Source organism: Spirulina major PCC 6313, assembly GCF_001890765.1.
In the GTDB taxonomy this organism is placed as follows: Bacteria; Cyanobacteriota; Cyanobacteriia; order Cyanobacteriales; family Spirulinaceae; genus Spirulina; species Spirulina major.
In genome coordinates this window covers 439,604-457,180 of sequence record NZ_KV878783.1, presented here as the reverse complement: position 1 = coordinate 457,180, position 17,577 = coordinate 439,604, and the positions used below count along the sequence as shown (strand labels likewise).

12 protein-coding genes are annotated in these 17,577 nt (G+C 56.3%); 2 read left to right on the top strand and 10 right to left on the bottom strand.

All coding sequences use genetic code 11. The annotated features are described in order from the left end of the window. Window positions 1-486, top strand: a complete 486-nt coding sequence (locus SPI6313_RS02175; protein WP_217650469.1) for an ASCH domain-containing protein — start codon at window positions 1-3, stop codon at window positions 484-486. Between the two features lie 36 nt (window positions 487-522). On the opposite strand, the gene rsmI is transcribed toward SPI6313_RS02175, so the two are convergent. The 10 genes from rsmI to SPI6313_RS02125 all read right to left on the bottom strand — a co-directional run bounded on the left by rsmI (window position 523) and on the right by SPI6313_RS02125 (window position 16,610). Beyond that, window positions 523-1,362 (bottom strand): 16S rRNA (cytidine(1402)-2'-O)-methyltransferase, encoded by an 840-nt coding sequence (gene rsmI, locus SPI6313_RS02170; RefSeq protein WP_072619515.1) that lies wholly within the window; start codon window positions 1,360-1,362, stop codon window positions 523-525. 2 nt (window positions 1,363-1,364) lie between these two features. Further along, window positions 1,365-3,038: a tetratricopeptide repeat protein gene (locus SPI6313_RS02165; protein WP_175551041.1), complete on the bottom strand. Its 1,674-nt coding sequence runs from the start codon at window positions 3,036-3,038 to the stop codon at window positions 1,365-1,367. A gap of 26 nt (window positions 3,039-3,064) precedes the next feature. Next, on the bottom strand, window positions 3,065-4,480 hold the full coding sequence (locus tag SPI6313_RS02160; protein WP_072619514.1) for a pentapeptide repeat-containing protein: 1,416 nt from the start codon (window positions 4,478-4,480) through the stop codon (window positions 3,065-3,067). Window positions 4,481-4,497: 17 nt separating this feature from the next. Beyond that, complete coding sequence (locus SPI6313_RS23265) at window positions 4,498-7,227, bottom strand: COG1470 family protein (RefSeq protein WP_072619513.1); 2,730 nt, start codon at window positions 7,225-7,227, stop codon at window positions 4,498-4,500. Further along, window positions 7,224-9,458 carry a WD40 repeat domain-containing protein gene (locus tag SPI6313_RS02150; protein WP_072619512.1) on the bottom strand — a complete coding sequence of 745 codons (2,235 nt, stop codon included), beginning with the start codon at window positions 9,456-9,458 and terminating at the stop codon, window positions 7,224-7,226. Before SPI6313_RS02150 ends, SPI6313_RS23265 begins: the two co-directional genes overlap by 4 nt. Window positions 9,459-9,461: 3 nt before the next feature. Further along, entirely contained in the window at window positions 9,462-11,384 is a 1,923-nt protein-coding gene (locus SPI6313_RS02145; protein WP_072619511.1) for a cyclic nucleotide-binding domain-containing protein, read from the bottom strand. Between the two features lie 15 nt (window positions 11,385-11,399). Further along, on the bottom strand, window positions 11,400-12,791 hold the full coding sequence (locus SPI6313_RS02140) for a hypothetical protein (protein ID WP_072619510.1): 1,392 nt from the start codon (window positions 12,789-12,791) through the stop codon (window positions 11,400-11,402). Between the two features lie 106 nt (window positions 12,792-12,897). Next, window positions 12,898-13,953, bottom strand: coding sequence for a phage tail protein (locus SPI6313_RS02135; protein WP_072619509.1), 1,056 nt, complete (start codon window positions 13,951-13,953; stop codon window positions 12,898-12,900). Between the two features lie 41 nt (window positions 13,954-13,994). After that, a complete protein-coding gene (locus tag SPI6313_RS02130; protein ID WP_072619508.1) occupies window positions 13,995-16,181 on the bottom strand; it encodes a putative baseplate assembly protein in 2,187 nt (728 codons plus the stop codon). 27 nt (window positions 16,182-16,208) lie between these two features. Continuing rightward, on the bottom strand, window positions 16,209-16,610 hold the full coding sequence (locus SPI6313_RS02125) for a GPW/gp25 family protein (RefSeq protein ID WP_072619507.1): 402 nt from the start codon (window positions 16,608-16,610) through the stop codon (window positions 16,209-16,211). A gap of 647 nt (window positions 16,611-17,257) precedes the next feature. Between SPI6313_RS02125 and psaC the strand changes: the two genes are divergently transcribed. Further along, on the top strand, window positions 17,258-17,503 hold the full coding sequence (psaC, locus tag SPI6313_RS02120) for a photosystem I iron-sulfur center protein PsaC (protein WP_072619506.1): 246 nt from the start codon (window positions 17,258-17,260) through the stop codon (window positions 17,501-17,503). Window positions 17,504-17,577 lie beyond the last annotated feature (74 nt).

Here is a 17,577-nt window from a genome sequence, read left to right as displayed (position 1 = left end):
ATGATGTGCCAAAATGTTCTACTGATATCCATTAAACCAGAGTATGCAAAGTTAATTTTTGATGGCAAAAAAACCGTAGAGCTTCGCCGTATTCGTACTCGATTAGAAAAGGGCGATTTAGTGCTTGTTTACGTTTCATCACCTCTAAAAAGTCTAGTAGGTTATTTTGAGGTTGAAGGAACAGAAATCAAGCAATTACCCAGTGAGTTAAATGATTTCTGGAAACAAGTAAAGGATAAGTCAGGGATAAACCGAAAGCAGTTCTTAGATTATTATCAAGGTGCTTTGTTAGGAGTTGGAATTTTTATTCGTAATCCTCAAAAATTCACAAACCCAATACATCTCGAAGTCATCAAGAAAGATATTGAAAAATTTCGTCCACCGCAAAGCTATAAATATCTAGATGTAACTGAAATCGAGATGTTTCAATCGATTGTAAACGAAAATTTTTTATCGCAACCTAAACAACTGACCTTAAATCTTTGACTTTTCGCCCAAGATTCATAATCAAGCTTACTTACTTTATTGAGGGCTTTTGAGGGTGAGGGCGAGTTGGTAGAGGTGGCGGCGGGGGTGGTGGGTGAGGTGGGCGAGGTGGCGGCTGGCTTGGGAGGGGGTCATGCCTTGGGTGATCAGGTCGTGGAGTTCGGCGGTGAGTTCGGTGTCGGTGCTGGGGAGGGGGGTGGCGGTGGCTCCGGCGACGATCAGGGTGAATTCACCGCGAGGGGGATGGGTGGTAAATTGCCCGATCGCATCCTTGAGTGAGCCGCGCCAAAATTCTTCGTGGAGCTTGGTGAGTTCACGGGCGATCGCTACCTCGCGATCTGCGCCGAAACTCTGCGCCATCTCCGTCAGGGTGGCGAGAAGGCGGTGGGGGGATTCGTAGAAAATCAGGGTGCGGGGTTCTGGGGCGATCGCAGCAAGGCGATCGCGCCGCGCCTTGGACTTACTGGGTAAAAAACCCGCAAACACAAACTGATCCGTGGGCAACCCCGACACCGCCAACGCCGTGATCGCCGCCGTTACCCCCGGAATCGGCACGACGGGAAGCTGCGCCGCCACACAGGCCGCCACCAATTCATAGCCCGGATCGGAAATGCCCGGCATCCCGGCATCACTGACGAGGGCGATCGCCTCTCCGCCTTGGAGCCGTTCGATTAATGCTGGGGTGCGGTGGTGGCGGTTGTGTTCGTGGTAGCTAATTTGCGGGGTGGTGATCTGAAAATGTTTGAGAAGTTTACCGGTGTGGCGGGTGTCTTCGGCGGCGATGCAGTCCACGGTTTGCAAGGTTTGCACGGCCCGGAAGGTGATGTCATCGAGGTTGCCGATGGGTGTGCCGACAAGGTAGAGGGTTCCGGTCATGGTTAGGGGGTGGTGGCTTGATTTTGGGCGGCGGCGATCGCCTCCATGACGGCCTCAAGATTAGCTTGGGCTGGGTCGTGGTTGGGATTTAATTCGAGGGCTTTTTGGAGGGCCACCATCGCTTCGGGATATTGCCCCAACAGTCGCCAGGTAATGCCAATCCCCGCCCAGAGATTCGCATCGTTGGGGTTGAACTGGAGAGCTTGCTGATAGGCATCAATGGCGGCATCGTATTGACGGCTAGACATCAGGGCGAGGGCTTTGTTGTACCAGCCGAGGGCGGATTCTGGGTCGAGGGCGATCGCCGCATCCGCCGCACTAATCGCTTCCCCATAATTCCCCAACCGCCACAGCACCGCGCTCAAGTTCACCCAAATATCTTCGGCCTGGGGTTGCCCCCCAAGGGCCACATCCCCCACCAAGGCAGCGCGATAGGCGGCGGCGGCCTCCCCGAAGGATTCCAGGGATACCAAAATGCGCCCCTGATTGTACCAGGCGCGGGAGGATTGGGGATCGAGTTGGACGGCGTATTGAGTGGCGGCGAGGGCATCGGGATAGCGTTGCAACAGCCAGAGGATCACGGCCCGGTTAATCCAAGCCTCGGTATAGTCGGCTCGGAGGGAGATGGCGCGATTGACGGAGGCGAGGGCTTCTTCGTACCGGGCGAGACCGGCGAGGGAGTTGCCCCGTTGATTCCAGGCCAGGGCGGGGCCGTCTTCACCCCATTGGCGATCGCCCGCCTGCAAGGCTTGGTCACACACCGCCAACGCCTCTTCATATTGCCCCAACCGATTCATGCTCGTGCATTTATTCGTCAGCGCGTAGGCATGGTTTTCGGCAATGCCCAGGGCCCAATCATGGGACGCGAGGGATTCCGTCTGCCGTCCCAAACGCCCCAACACGACCCCCTGCTCTGTCCAAGCCCACTCATTATCCGGGTCAAGGGCGAGGGCATCATTATAGGCATCGAGGGCCCCTTGTAATTGCCCCATTTCTGCTAAGACGCGCCCCCGATTCAGCCACCCCAAGGCCGGGCTTTCTGTGCCCCAGCGATTGGCTTGGAGGGATTGATCGCAGGCGGCGAGGGCGGATTCAAAACGCTTGAGCTTGCCGAGGGCGAGACAGCGGCCCGCGAGGGCGGGGGAATAGGCGGGGTCACTGCGCAGGGCCCAATCGTAGGATTCGAGGGCTTCGGCGATTTTCCCGGACTGACTGAGGGCAACGCCGCGATGGTACCAGGCGATCGCCGGGGTTTCGTCCCGCCAATCCCCATCAATTTCTAGCCCATTTTCACAGGCGGTAATCGCATCATCGTTGCGGTTCAGGGCCGTCAGGGTGGCGCAGCGTTTGGCCAAAATCAGGGAGTCCGTCGGGCTTTGGCGCAGGGCCTGTTCATAGGAAACGAGGGCTTCGGGAAAGCGATTCAGGGCAAAGAGGACATCGCCGCGATCGTTCCAGGCTTCGGGGTCTTCGGGAAAGAGTCCCACGGCCTGATCGCAGGCTGCGAGCGCGTCTTCGTAGTCCGCTGAGACGCGCAGGGTCTGGCAGAGGCTGGCCCAATAGTCAAAGTCCACAAGCTTTTCTTGGGCATTCGTGGGGAGGGCGATCCCGATCAGGGTCATGCCCTGAAGTGCGATCGCCACCACACCAGCCCCCAAACCATAGCTTGCTCTCATCGTCCCTCTCCTCATGCGTCTCAACTCTACTCTGCCTCGTCCATCGGAATCGTCAATGTTCGAGCTTCACAAGGGGTTTCGACACCATCCGGTAAGCGCGTCCGACAGACAAAGGTGTTCTTCAACACAGCCCCCTGCCAATCCGCTCCCGTTAAGTCCACATCCGTGAGGCGAGCATTGGTGAAATCTGCCCCTTGGAGATTCGCCCCGCGCAAATTGGATCGATTCAGGAGCGCACCGCGAAAGTTCATCCCCGCGAGATTCGCCTCGCTCAGATCCAGGTCTTGGATGCTACGACCTTCCGCTCCACGACTGACCAAATCCGCCACCGTTTGCCATTTCGCATCCACCAAGGTTCCGGGTTCAAAGTTCACCCCCCTCAGGTTCACAAGTTCCAGTTTTGCCCCCCGCAAATCCGTGGCAGTGAAGCGGACATTGCTCAAATCACTTCCCCGCAGATTCGCTCCGCGCAGATCCGAGTTGCGCATTTCCGCACCGAAAAAGTTGCTATTTTGTAACGCTGCATTTTGCAAATCCACGTAGTTGAGGGAGGTTTCGGACCATTGGGATTCAGGGGCTTGGGCGGCTTGGGCGTTGACGATGAAGAGATAGGCCGTAGAAAAGTCGGTGGCGGTGAGATCAGCCCCGACTAAGTTGATTCCTTCTAGATTTGCGCCGCTGAGATCAACACGGGCCAAATCGCGGCCGAGGATGCGATCGTTCACCAGTTCCCAAATTAAAAGATGTTTACTGTCGAGGACAGTTTCACTGTTGAGCGTGGAACCTTTGAGATTGGTGCGAAAGAGGGTGGCTTGTCCGAAGAATGCGCCGTTGAGGGTGGCATCTTTGAAGGTGGTGTTACTGAGATCGGCCTCGACAAAATTTGCACCCGTGGCATTGGCTCCTTCGAGATTGGCGTTGCGTAAGTTGGCTTCGGGGAGGTTGGCGCGGGTTAGGTCGGTGTTTTTCAGGGTGCTGTCTTCGAGGTTGGTGGCGATCGCATCCACGGATTGCAAATTTCCGCCGGTCAGATTCACCCGCTCCAAGTCCGCCCGGTCAAGGGTGGCATTTTCCAGATCCGCCCGGTACATATACACCCCCGGCAGCAGGGCCTCGGTCAGATCCGCCCCTGCCAAATTGGCCGCCCCCAGGTTGGAATTGCGAAAATCAGCCCTCAACAGATTCGCCCCCAAGAGGTTAATGCCTTCGAGCTTGGCCCCTTTCAAATCGGCTTGGCGCAGATCCGCATCTTCCAAATCACCGCCCCGCAGATCCCGCCCCCCCAAGGGAGCCGATCTCAGATCACAGCCAATACAGCTTTTCGTGTCGATCACCTGGGCGAGGTGGGATTTTTTATAGGCCCAACTGGCAGCACTGTGGCAAAACAGGATCAGCAGGGCAGTGAGGCTAAACAAAAACAGCGATCGTAAGCGGCGCAACATAGGGGACTCCAAGCTCCTCAATATAGGGTGGGGGGAAGTTCCGACGGCGGCGGCGCATTCCGACCGGGGGGGACTGGCGGCGAACCCGTCCGGGGTGTGGGCAACGGCGGCGCTTCATCCGATGGCGGTGTGGGTGGGCCCCCACCCGGTGCGCCCGGTGCAGCCGGGGGCGCTCCCGGCGCGGGTGCTCCCGCAGGTGCGCCCGGTGCGCCCGGTGCACCCGGCAATTCACCGGGAGCCGCTTCGACCAAGGTTTTTTCAATAGTGACGGTGCGACTCACGGCATCCCCCGCCCCATTGGTGGCCTGGAGGGTAATCACCTCTGTACCCGGCTCCTGACTGAGGGGATAGGCGATCGCCCCCACATTGGGCACACTGCCCGGCGAGGGCAAAAGTTCGACGGCAATATCTTCACTGCCGATTACTTCCCACCCAATCGTGAGGAGGAGCGGCTGACCGGCCCGCAACGCCAGCACATATTTCGGCAGCGCTTCTTCACCGTTGATCGTCAAGGCAGCAATCGTAATCGGAGCGGCTAGGACTTGAATCGGATCGGTCACCGTGGGTTGGGGGGGGTCTGGGGTGGGTTGGGTGGAAATGACGGTGAGTTCAAAGGTGTAGGTTCCCGGCTTGCGGACGGCGGTGGGGACGGATTGGCAGACTAATTGAGCGGCGGCGGGTTGATTGGGGACAGCGGGATCGGGGGGGGGCGTGGTGAACCCACAGACATCGGTGAGGGCGGCGGGGATACCGTCTCGAAAATCGTAGGTGATCGAGTCCGTCACGGGCACGCCTTCCCCATCACGACCCACGAGGCGGAGTTCTTTAATGTAGCGGGGAGCGGTGATCGACCAATTGAGCCGAATGCCATCGAAGGGGGGCGGCGGATCATCCGGGGGGTCGGGGGAATTGGCGGTGGGGGGGGCGGGTTCTGGGGGATTGACGATGACGTTGGGGTCGCCGTTGGCATTGCGGGGGGGTTGAATGCTGAAGATTGGGGTTCTGAAGTTAATGGGACTCTCCGCCGGGGGGTCGTCGGGCGATGGGGCGGTGTTCGGACGGGTTGGGGGTTGGGCGATCGCAGTATAATTCGTCGCCGTTGCCCCAAACTGAATGACGCGGGGAATGGGAATGCCGGTAATGCGGATCACATTGGTTTGCTCTTTGGCGGCCTGGAGCGTGGTGCGCCAGATCCGACTGAGTAAGCTCCGTCGCCGTTGGGGAATGGGGGTGGCGGTCAATTCAAAAATATAGTCACCGGCGGCGCGGGCATCGGTGGGCACATTGGCGCAGAGCAAAACTTCTTCTAGGGTGCAGTAGTCTGTGAGGGCTTCCGGAATCCCGGCGGTGAAGTTGTAGGTGACGGCGCGGCTGAGAATTAAGCCATCGGGGGATGCTCCCTCGACTTGGATCGTCATCAAGCGTTCGGGGTTGGCAATCTGCCAGTTGAGGCGCACGGCTTTGTTGTCTTCTTCGCTGTAGTAGTTGCGTTGGGGATAGAAGTCGAGAATATCGGGCGATCGCGGCGGCCGGGGTAAGAGCAGCCAAATCGTAAAGATCAAAACCCCCAACAGCCCCAACCCCGTCAGGATCACCAATAAAAACTGCCACCAGGGCCGACCATCCCACACCAACGTTCCAGCAAAGCGATCGTTTAGCAGGGGATGCTCATTGAGGTCTTCAAGCTCCAGGGCAAAATCAATCACCCGGCCATAAAACGGCTGTTTCCAGCGGTATTTCGGTTCAATTTCTAGGGTGATCGCCGCTGACCCGCCCGGCGGCAGAAAGACCTGTTCCGGCGACAGGGTAAAGGTGCAGACCGCCTCATCTTTGACACTGCTGATCTGGGTGCGAATGGTGCGATCGGTGTTGCCTTCATTACTGAGGAACAGCACATATTGCCCATTCATTTTGCTGATATTGCCCACAATCACCACTAACTCAGTGGTGAGCAGATACACTGGCAACACCCGGAAATAGATCACATCGAGGAGGGCTAAATCCGGTTGATTGGCCGAGCGGATATAGACTGTCGGTGCATAGACCCCCGCCTTGGTGTCGGATGACGGTGTAATGATCAAGCGAATTTCCCCGTGATCATTGGGGTTGAGTTCGAGGCTGCTTTCGGTGCTGATGATGCCCCCCACGGACACACCCTCTTCATATTCAATCTCGTACCAGGATGGGTCGAGATCCGGACAGACTAGGCGAAAGCGATCGACGCGATCGGAACGATTTTGCACCAAGACCAGCACCTCTAGACTCTGGCCGGGTTGGAGGGGAACCGGCTTGATCGCGGAGGTGGACGGCTGAATCAGAAAGGTGGGATCACTGGCGAGGTGGACTTCCTGGACGTAGGGCTGCACTTGGATGCGCCCGTCGATCAGAATCGGGGTATCTTCGGGGTAGTGATCGGGGGCATCGATGACGAGGACGTAGGTATAATAGCCCGGCGCGATCGTGAGGGGGAGTTGAATGTCAAAGATGATCTCGCTACTTTGGCGATCGCCCAAGGCCAACCGCTGTTCCGGATTCACACACCATTGCCGCACCGGTTGGGAGGTTTCGTCAATCATGACATTGACCAAGGGATTGCTGCCCCCTTCATTAATCAGCGTCACACTCAGGGTACAAGTCCCGCCTGCCATGGCGACAATGTCCCCGGACGGGTTGAGAATAATCCCAAAGGGGCCGCCGATCGTGTTGAGGTGGTTCCGCCGCTGTTCGGTGAGGTCTTCCATGGTCATGACTGGTCTTCTCCTGCCGAGTGCGGCAGAAGATCACAGCCGAGTTGGGGCATGTGCTCTGTTTCACTGACGCGAACTTGGGTATCTTCACTGCCACTGGCCACCAGTAAGGAGTACTGCAATCGTTGAATCGCCACCCCGCGCACCGTGGGATAGAGTTTTTCGCCCCAAAAGCGGTTGCCTTGGCGGGTGGGAAGGGAGCGATCGATTTCGAGGCCTTGGTTGTATTGATTGGCGCGAGTGCCGTTGGGGTTGAGGGGCCAGAGCATGACGCGACCGTCGGCCCCGCCGCTGACAAGGTAACAGGCATTGTCGCTCAAGGCAACGCTCTGCACGGCTTTGCCGCCATGGCCGTCGGGCCATTGATCAATGATTTCGCAGGGGCGATCGCTCGTCTGGCAGGTCTCTAGATCCCAGAGGGTGATCCAGCCTTGATTGTCTGCGGTGGCGAGGAGCGTGGGGCGGAATTCGGCACTGTCGATGCTGAGAATATAGTCGTCCTTGCCCCCTTCCCGGTAGGGCAGGGTTTTGAGGTCGTCCGTGGTCAAATCCCACAAAACCAGTTGATTAAACCGACCGGCCACAGCTAATTGGTCATCTGCCTGATCAACAAAACTCAATCCATACACGGCAAAGTCAAATTGGCGCGATCGCTCCGGCTCCCGGAACCCCGGCTCCAGGCGAGCAAACTCCGCCCAATCATGATCCACATCCCACTGCAACACCAAGCCACTGCCATGGCCACTGTAGAGCCAGCGCGAGTCCTGGCTATATTGCAACGCCAACACCCGGTCATCTTTGCGATAGAAAAAACTATCCAGTCGGTCGCCCACAGCCAAGACATCCCAAATTTGAATATCTCCATTTTCTAAGCCCGCCACCACCTGGTTATTATCCACCGGGCGATATTTCACCACCCGCACCGCTTTCGTTGTTTCCCCCAGTTTGCCCATATCCTGACGAATCCAGGGCAAGAGAAAGCCCGGCACTCGCCAGAGGCGAATATCTTGATCCGTCGAGCCGCTGATCACTTTATTCCCCAGGCCGTCGAGGGCAACGGTATTGACCGCAGCCTGATGGCCGTAGCGGGTATTATTCGGATTTAACCACGACAGCGCCCAGAGGAGATAAATCAGCAGCGGAATGGCTCCGAGAAATGTCCAAAGCGGAATCATCGGGGTGATTCGCAGTTTGATGTATTTGCGGCCGGGGGTGGAGGTGCCTAAGCGTTGGTCAGACAGGAGGGTGCCGATTTCGAGATTGCGGAGGCGTTTCAAGCCCAGGAGGGGACGGCGAGCTTTGACCTCAAGGGTGATCGTGCCTTTTTCACCGGGGGCGATCGCTAACAATTCCGGGGTCATCTGGCAACGAATTCCTTTAAATTCGCTGCTGTTGTGCCACTGCACCCGCACGTCCTGTTTTAAATTACTGCTGTTCTGCCATTCGAGTTGATATTGCACCGATGGCGCATACCAACCCGGCAGCCATCCCCACTTCGCCGGCACGAGTCGCTCCTCAGGGGTGGTGCGAAAGAGGAGTTTTCCAGAGGGGCTCACATCGAGGGTGGCGATCGCTTCTGCTGGTGGCCCTTGGCTATGGGTAGCCGTAAACGTGAGGGGATAGTCCCGGCTGACCGTCTGCACCGTGTCGGGCAACTGACAAATAAACGTCACCGTCCCTGCTTGACCCGCGCCAATGTCCACCTGTCGTTCACTGCCTTGGCGTAACCAACTGGCATTTAGCCCCTGAAGACGCACCGTCGCCAGGGTCGTGAGTTGACTGGGGTTATACACCTTCACCGGAATTTCGATCTGTTCCCCCGGATCAGTGCGAAAGTCCTGAATGGGAAGGCTCAATTGCAACGGAATCGGGATATTGCCCTGCTGCACATTGACCCGAATCACCTCCCGGTCTTCATCGGGTAACTCCAAGGAAAACACCCGCACCGTAATGTTCATCAACCCTACAAATCCCGGCACCGGACTGTCAATGAGGGTGATATGGAACCGAGTCGCATCCCCTGGGGGCGTTTTGGAACTGACTTCGGGGGAAATTTGATACCAATCGGGACGGCGATTGCTGATTGCGCCCGCTGCTTGCACTTCGAGTTGAAAGCCCGCAAAGACGGCACTGTCATTGACCACTTCCACATCAAATCCGGAGGGCGGACCACCGGGCTGAAAGTCAATTTCCTTGGGGAAAATGTAGGTATCAATTAAATTTTCTGCCATGGTTTAGGAGGATGGGGTCGAGGAGGAGCCAAAAATGCGGTGCATGCGATCGCGAATCCAGGTCATGGGATTGGCGGTAAAGTTGGCAGCATCGTTTTCATCGGTCATCAACAGATCCTTGCGGGATTCCAACTCTGCTTTGTGGGTATGGAGAGCTTGGATAATCTGTTCGTTGATTTCGGGATGTTTCTGCAACAGGTAGCGTAGTCCGGTTTGTTTCAAGATGAACATGGTGGTTTCTTGGGTGGTGCGCACGGTGGCGGTGCGGGGAATACCAAGCAGGAGGGACAGTTCACCGAAAAAGGTACCACGGGCAAGGGTGGTGAGAAATTTATCGAGGGCTTCGACATAGATTTCTACTTCGCCGGACAGAATCACGAAAAAGGCATCGCCGGGTTCATTTTCGCGGAAAATGACCGTTTTGGCTGGTAGGGTTTGACGCTCCCCCAGGGTGATTAGGGTGTTGATATCGGCGGCCTCAAGATGGTGAAAGTAGGGGACATTTTTCAAGAGTGCCGGGAGGTCAATGTCTTGATTTTGGCTGATCGTGGCGCGGTGCTGACGCGATCGCGCCAATAAACCCTCCACCGTCCCCAGGCTAAAAGCACCCGGCTTCGTTTTGTCTTGATACTTCGCCTTCGCCACCTCCGCTTCAAGTTCGTCCATCTGTTCGCGCAAACTGGCCTGACTGGACATAATCACTTGGCCCATGCGTTGAAACACTTGGCTTAAAGTCCCCAGTTCATCTTGACGCTTGGTGATCGCATCCAGGGTAAAACTTTGAAAGGTGTTATTTTCGATCGACAGGGCCGCATTGTTGAGGCGTTCAATGGGAACGACAAGCCAACGCGCCACCACGAGTCCGAGGGCGATCGCCAACACCGCAATAATCGACCCAATCAAAACAGTGGATCGGGTATTCGCCAAAATAATATCCTGAAAATCCGTCTCCGGAATTGCCACCACCATCAGCCAATCCAACCCTTGCTCGTCCTGAAAGGGAACGATGCCCACAAACTGCTTGACCCCATTGACCATTAAGGGAAAATACTCCGCCGTCTCAGCATTCGACCAGTCCTCCTCTAGATGTGCCTGAAGTTGCGACATCAGACCGATATGATTGGGATCATTCAACTCAAGAGCTGAGACCCGTTCAAGCTCATCGCCGGTTTCCAGCGCCGTGGATTGCTCCGTTGAGGTGGCAATAATCTGGCCATCGCGATCGATCACGAACGCTTCCCCCGACGGGCTAATATCTAACGTTTGCAGAAACCCTTGGATATCCGACAGGCTGACATCAATGGCAAAGACGGCATAGAGCGAACGATTTTCGTCGTACAGCGGTGCGATCGCCGTGATGCCCAGTTCTGCCGTAGCAGCATAGGGATACACCTCACTCCATCCCGTCGTGCCTGCCTCTAACTGTAAGGCGGCCTGATACCACGGACGCTCACGGGGGTCGTAGTTCCGAGTTTCAAGGAGATCTGCCGGTTCCCCAAGCGCATTGAGACGATAGACCGTCAACTGCGGTGCCGTATCCTGGGTTCGGACTTCGAGGGAAGGACTGCCATCCGACCAGGGAAAAATCCCTAAAAAGTTACCGTTACTTTGACCCACATACAAATTATCCACAAGATTAGGTTGGTTCGTCACATCCCACAGGCGTTGGATAATTAAATCGGGGGTTTGAAACTGCTCCGAGGTCAGGGCTGCGGTGGAAGCCTTGAGGGCCGATTGGGGTTTATCCATAACAGCCCGAAGATATTCCTTGATGGAGTCGGTTGTCCCCTGGCTAATTTTGAGCGCCAGCGTTTCCACGGCTTTGCGGCTATTGACATAGGAGAGAAAGCCACTCAAAACGATCGTGACGAGAATCGGGGTCACGATCAGGATCGGTAAGGTGCGACGAATGGAAAGAACAGGCATAGGGTCAGGCTCAAATTACTCCGTGATTTTTTCAAGGCTAGCGAGGAGGGGGTTGATCGCATCTTGAGTCAGAGCAGGAGGCACGGAGACGTTGAAGTGCTGTTGCCATTCCATCAGTTGCTGTCGTCGCCAGGCGAAGTGGAGTAGGTTGATGCCGAGTTCTTGGGTTTCGCGGAGGGTGGCTGTGCTCAGGGGGAAGGTGCGATCGCGCCGCCAAGCAGAGGTCAGATCCCCCAGAATAATCACAATTCCACCCCCGGCCGCCATGAAGATCGGCTGACCCTCAATTGTGGGCAGAAGTGCAAAGGTAAACGGTTCACACCGGAGTGGATGGGCGGTGCTCAAGATGGCCTGGACGGGGGTGTGAAATTGGGCCGCGAGATCCGCCACCACCGGATAGCTGACCTGAAGCTGGGCGAGGATTTGGTGTTGGATCGCCTGAAATTCCGTGGCCAGTTCGTGACGGACGGAGGTTAAGCTGGGGTCTTGTTCCGCTTCGGCGATCGCCCGCTGCAATTCCCCGTAAAGCCCCATCAACGCGCTCAAGTCATCATCCCACTGCGTCAACTCCGCACAGAGCAACTTACCCGCTTCCAAATGCCGACTCAGTCCCCCGATCTCTAATTCACTCCAGGGGTTTGGATTGCGGACATAGAGAAAATCACAGGTGGGAGGATGGTCGGGGTGGAGGGGGTGGGGAGCATCATCTAGATGGCCGTTGAGGTGGGGGTATTGGTAAACGGCACTGGCGAGAAAATCCCCAAACGCCTGGAAATCAGGATCAGGGGTCTGCTCCCCCCGGCCCAGGACTACACTCCCGTGGGGGCGGGCCCGCACTAACACCCGATGGAGCAAGTTGGGTTGGTTAATCTGGGGACGAAACACATCCGGGGCATTTTGCAGCGTCACCGTTTGCCCACTCGATGGCAAGAGGAGCCGACAGAGTTCGATCTCGTTGGCTTGGGGGGCGGTGGTTTTTTCATCAATGCGGAAGGTTTCTTTGACCAGGGGGGAAACCGATTTCCGGGTCAGGGAATCGGGGTCTACATGGCGGATGGTGAGATAGACCGGTAGGGGCGTGGGGGTGAAGTTTTCCGAGGCGAGGCGGAAGGAAATCGGTTCCGTGACGACAACAAAATTACCGTGAAGATCGATCGCCATCCCCGGCTGAATTTCGAGCCAACGACCATCTTGATATTGCGATCGCACCTCCGTCGGAGCCACGATCACCCGCACCCCCAGACCATAGACAATCCCGGCTTGATACAGCGATTGATAGTGAAAACTATGGCTTTGGCGATGGTAACGGTGGGCAAGTTGCCATCGCTCCGCATTCATCAGCAAGCCATCGGTGACCTGTAACCGCTGAAACGGTTGTAGGGGTGGGGGAAACCAATCCGAAATCATACCTTTTTCTCCAACACAAACCTGGGGCAATCACCACTGATATATTTGTTCACTGTTGCTCTGCCTTGATCCTCACCCTGCATTTGTTCGACCCATACAAATCCAGTTAAGCCTCCGTATCTTCACTTATTATGTATAGTTCATAACTACAGAAAGCTGGTTTTTCTTGTTCGATAACTTTACGAACGAGGTCAGGATCGATCGGGTTAGCGGAAGGCGATCGCAACTCCACCACAAAATGATAGGGCTGTCCTCCCCCCATTGTCGCCCCCCGACCCAAGCGCGTTTCCCCCAGCACAAAGCCCCGCCCTCCGATCTCTGTAATTTGAATCGCGGGATCTTCCCCCCCATTCCCCTCGAACGGCAAGTCGGTAAACAGGTGAATCGCATACTTGAGACCCCGCCGCGTTCCCCGCCAGCGGTACAACTGCAAAGCCCCCGCAATCAACCGTCGCTGGGTGGCCAGGGAAAGTTGGGGGGTCAACGGCCACCCCACCCAATAGGCCAAAAACGGAATCAACGCATCCGGTGCTGTGCGGGGATGTAAATACGCCCACAAACTATTGAGGATCTGCACATCCGGCTCAAAAGCCTGCTCAAAAATCTTGAGAAACCGGCCGACAAAATCCACCTCCCGGTAGACATCGGGCAAGAAATCTAAATACAAGCTCCGCGGCCGCACCAACACTTGAAACTCCGCCGCCTGCTGGGTCGGTTGTCCCCCGGTGGTGGTGGTGTAGGTGGCGACAAACTGACCCGCGTAGTCCAATTGTAAGGGGGTTCCGGCTGGAGGCCCCAGGGGCGACTCAAAAAAATCCGCCTCCACCTGAAAATACAGCACCACCTCCATCCGGCCAGCGGGGGGAATTTCATTGCCTTCGCCCCCCACCTGACACCAGTGGGCCGGAAAATTTCCGAGCACATCTAGGGCAACTCGGAGGGGGTCTGCCGTGAGGTTTTCGAGACGCACGAGGAGTTCACTGGGTTCGCCGGGATAGATGACCAAGGTGCAAGCTTGGGGGGTGGTCTCTTCCGTGGGGGCGGCTAGGGTGATTTGAGACCGTTGATCATGACTGGCGGCGATCGCTTGATGACGACCCTCCGGCAATTTCATCGCCGTCAGTTGCATCCGGATGGGAAATGTATCACGGGTTTGGGTCATAACCAATCAATCCATAGGGCAAAACACAAGACAATCACCGGCTAAATGACGCTAATCACATGGCTAGAACGCAACATCTCATCCCGCCAAGAACAGATTAACCCCAAAGCTCCCGGTGCCACATGGGACTCCTGGGCAAGGGTGCGCTCCCACCCATCAGCGGTGCGGGTCAGGCGGAACAGTTGGATCGTACCGAGATACCGCACCCCCACCTGCGCCTGAAACAAATTAATGATGTCCGAAGCATACACAGGCCGGCCAAACTCCCATCCTTGGCCCTCTAGCCCCCCAATCACCGGGTTGAGAAAGCGATAGAGTTGGGATTCTAAACTGGTGCGGATATGTTGCTGGGCCAGGGGTTCGCGATACTCCGGTTCAAGGGCAACTTCGATATGGACGGAAACCCCCACATAGTCCGGTTCGCGGCAGCGGACTTCCACCCCCAGGAGGCGACGATCGTCAAGGTAGGCCAGGGTGGATTCAATTAAGGCAGGGGTGAGGCTGAGTTCGGCGGGGGATGTGCCGTAGCCTTCGGTAATCCGTTGGATGGCGAGTTGGGGGACGAGGACGAGTTCCACTGTGCCGGCCTGTTCTTTGTTGACGGTAGGGAGACAGCGAGCGCGGGCGATCGCCCCTTGCCCCCCTTGGAGGGCGAGGGTTTCAAAGTCTTCGGTGGTGACGGCGCGATCGCGGGTGCGCAGCAACTTCGGAACCCGCAACACCGCCCCTTCTAAGGTTTCCCCATCGGACCCATGGCGAGCCGGTTCATGGTTCGTCACCTGAGCCACATAGGGCACGGCAGATTTAACAATCCGGATCGTATCGCGCTGCACATTCCCCTGCTGACCGCCCCCCGTCCGGTACGACACCATCGTTAACATTGCCCCCCTCGGCGGCACGGCCCCATACTGACGCTCTCCCGTTTTGCGGGCGATCGCCGTCGGATCGGGAGCTGTAGCGGTGAGTTGCGGCTGTCGCCATTGATCCATTTGATCTAACAATTGAGCCGATTCACGGATCAACGGGCCAAGCTGAAGTTCGCCCGTGCGCGAATCGAGGGTGTAGTGTAAATCCTCTGCCCCCGAATCGGCAAAATCTTCCACTTCCTGCCACCGCTGTGGCAAGCCCCCCGGCGGTGTAACGCGCAGATATTCCCCCTCGCTGCGGGGTAAAATCGGCGCACCTTGGAGACGGAACTGTTGACCAGGCATACCATCACTTTCGCCGAGAATTTCGTTGGCGATCGCGATCGATTGCGTCGCGCTCACCGTTCCCCCCAAGGCCCGGCAGCCCATCCCCACAATGCGCGGCGAATTTAAATACCCCGGTTGGTCTACCGTGACCTTGCGATAGGTACACCGTAACCAGCGTCCGTTATAGGTGCCGAAGGTTTCCACCGGCCATTGGCGCGGACAGTGAAAAATCACATCCTCCCCTTGGAGGGGGTTGCCACCGTTGCGGGTCACTTCGCTAAAACTAAACCCTTCGGTATGGTCATCCTGGGGCCGCAACAGCACCGATTGCCAATGGGTTCCTGTCCAGGCTTCCCAAGAGCGGGGGGGGTGTTCGGGGTTAATCCCGGTGGCGGTGGCCGCTTCACCCCGAAAGTTCACCGCCACCACATTGCCGCTGATCTCCTGTTGGGGATCAAACACCAGATAAAAACAATTCCCTTCGCTGGGTTGTTCGCTAAACAGTTCTAGATCGCGCCCTTCCCAATCGCCACTAGGTAGCATCGTCCAAGTGCCACTGAAGCGATCGCGCAAAATTTGGGGCCGTTCTTCCACGCTATCCGCCGTCAGGAGGTGGCGAATCCGAGGCACACCAATGGTAAGGGGATGATCCGTGCTAAAGACGATCGCTTCTTCGGCTTCGGTGCGATTGGTGGCGGTTTCCACCCCGGCTGCGATCGTGTAGGGTTCCGGCAGGGATGCACTGAGATAAAACGTGACGTGGGTTTGGGCCGGACGCGGAGCCTGGAGCCGAATCCCCAAGAGTTCTAAAAAGGTAATGTAGTTGCGCTCCGGAACCCGATTAAACCGCATCAACATCTGATCCGAGAGCCAGGCAAATAGCTCAATCATCGTCACCCCCGGATCACTGGGGTTGAAGTTCGTCCACTCTGGGCAGTAGCGCGGAATCCGCAGCAAACATTCTTCGACGAGGTCTTCAAACTTGCGATCGTCGAGGTTGGATTTAGGCAGTTGGGGCAGGAAATCGAATTCCATAACAGCTTCCGGAAAAGGGCAGACCGATTAACTCGGAGGGGTCAAATAGAACGGATACACTAGACTACGGGAATCGTGGGTGTCTTTGAAATGATATTGAATGATAATGTCTAGCCGTCCCCGCACGGGATCGGGTTGGGTAAACACCCCATCCAGTTCAATTCGGGGCTCCCATTGGCGAATCGCCTCTTCCACATAGAGCCGCGTCAGGAGGAGGGTTTGGCTATTCATCGGCGCAAACACCAATTCCGAAAGACGCGACCCAAAGTTAGGGCGATACACCCGCTCACCGTGGCGAGTCCCCAAAATCAACCGAATCGACTCCGCCACGTTGTGATCTTGGCGGCTCATCTGCAAGCCGCCCTGAACGGTACAGGAAAGGGGAAAGGCGGGGCTAGTGCCAATATGAGCAAGGGACGATTTAGGCATGGTGGCGCGAGGGTCAGGGGAGTTTCTACTGTAGCGAACCTGACCGGATTTCTCTATTCTCCAAAAGTCGAGTCTTTTGTCGATACGTGCCGACGCACACCGGCTGGATCACCGTGCTGTGTGGCTCGTGTTGACCCCAAGCCTAACCGTCCCAAATTGTTCTATGGCTATGTTCTGAGCCGTAGTGCGGGCATCTTGCTCGGTACTGAATAAAATCCGAGAATGTCAAAAATTGTGATGGGGGTCATGAATAATGCAGGCTTAGTTTTAGATCAGCGAGCAAGACGCTCGCACGACACAGGGATCGAGGTGGTATTCATGCGGGTGATCCTCTGGCGCACGGAGTTTTAGATCAGCGAGCGAGACGCTCGCACGACACAGGGATCGAGGTGGTATTCATACGGGTGATCCTCCGGCGCACGAAGTACACAATAAGACCCCAATGCCTTTTTTTTCGATCAGTTATGGGTGCTTTATGGGTCTCAGATGCGATCGCACATCTGAGAGATTGCGGCAAAAGTGTTACAGAATTTGAAGCTTCGTTACCGTTTTTCGAGTGGGACGAAGTCGCTAGGGTAAACTATGCCTTGAGTCAACAGAACTCTAATTAACCAATAAAACACGCTCGCTAAGGAGTCGATCACTCAATGTCTCATAGCGTAAAAATTTACGACACCTGCATTGGCTGTACTCAATGTGTACGGGCTTGTCCCCTAGACGTACTCGAAATGGTGCCTTGGGATGGCTGCAAAGCATCTCAAATCGCATCATCACCGCGTACCGAGGATTGTGTGGGTTGCAAACGTTGCGAAACGGCTTGCCCTACGGATTTCCTCAGCGTTCGAGTCTATCTAGGAGCCGAAACCACCCGCAGTATGGGATTGGCGTACTAGACAGCCTTGTTGCAGGTTTCCGTTCATTTGGGGTAGGAGTAGCGCAATATGTCGTTACTCCTCTTTTCATTACG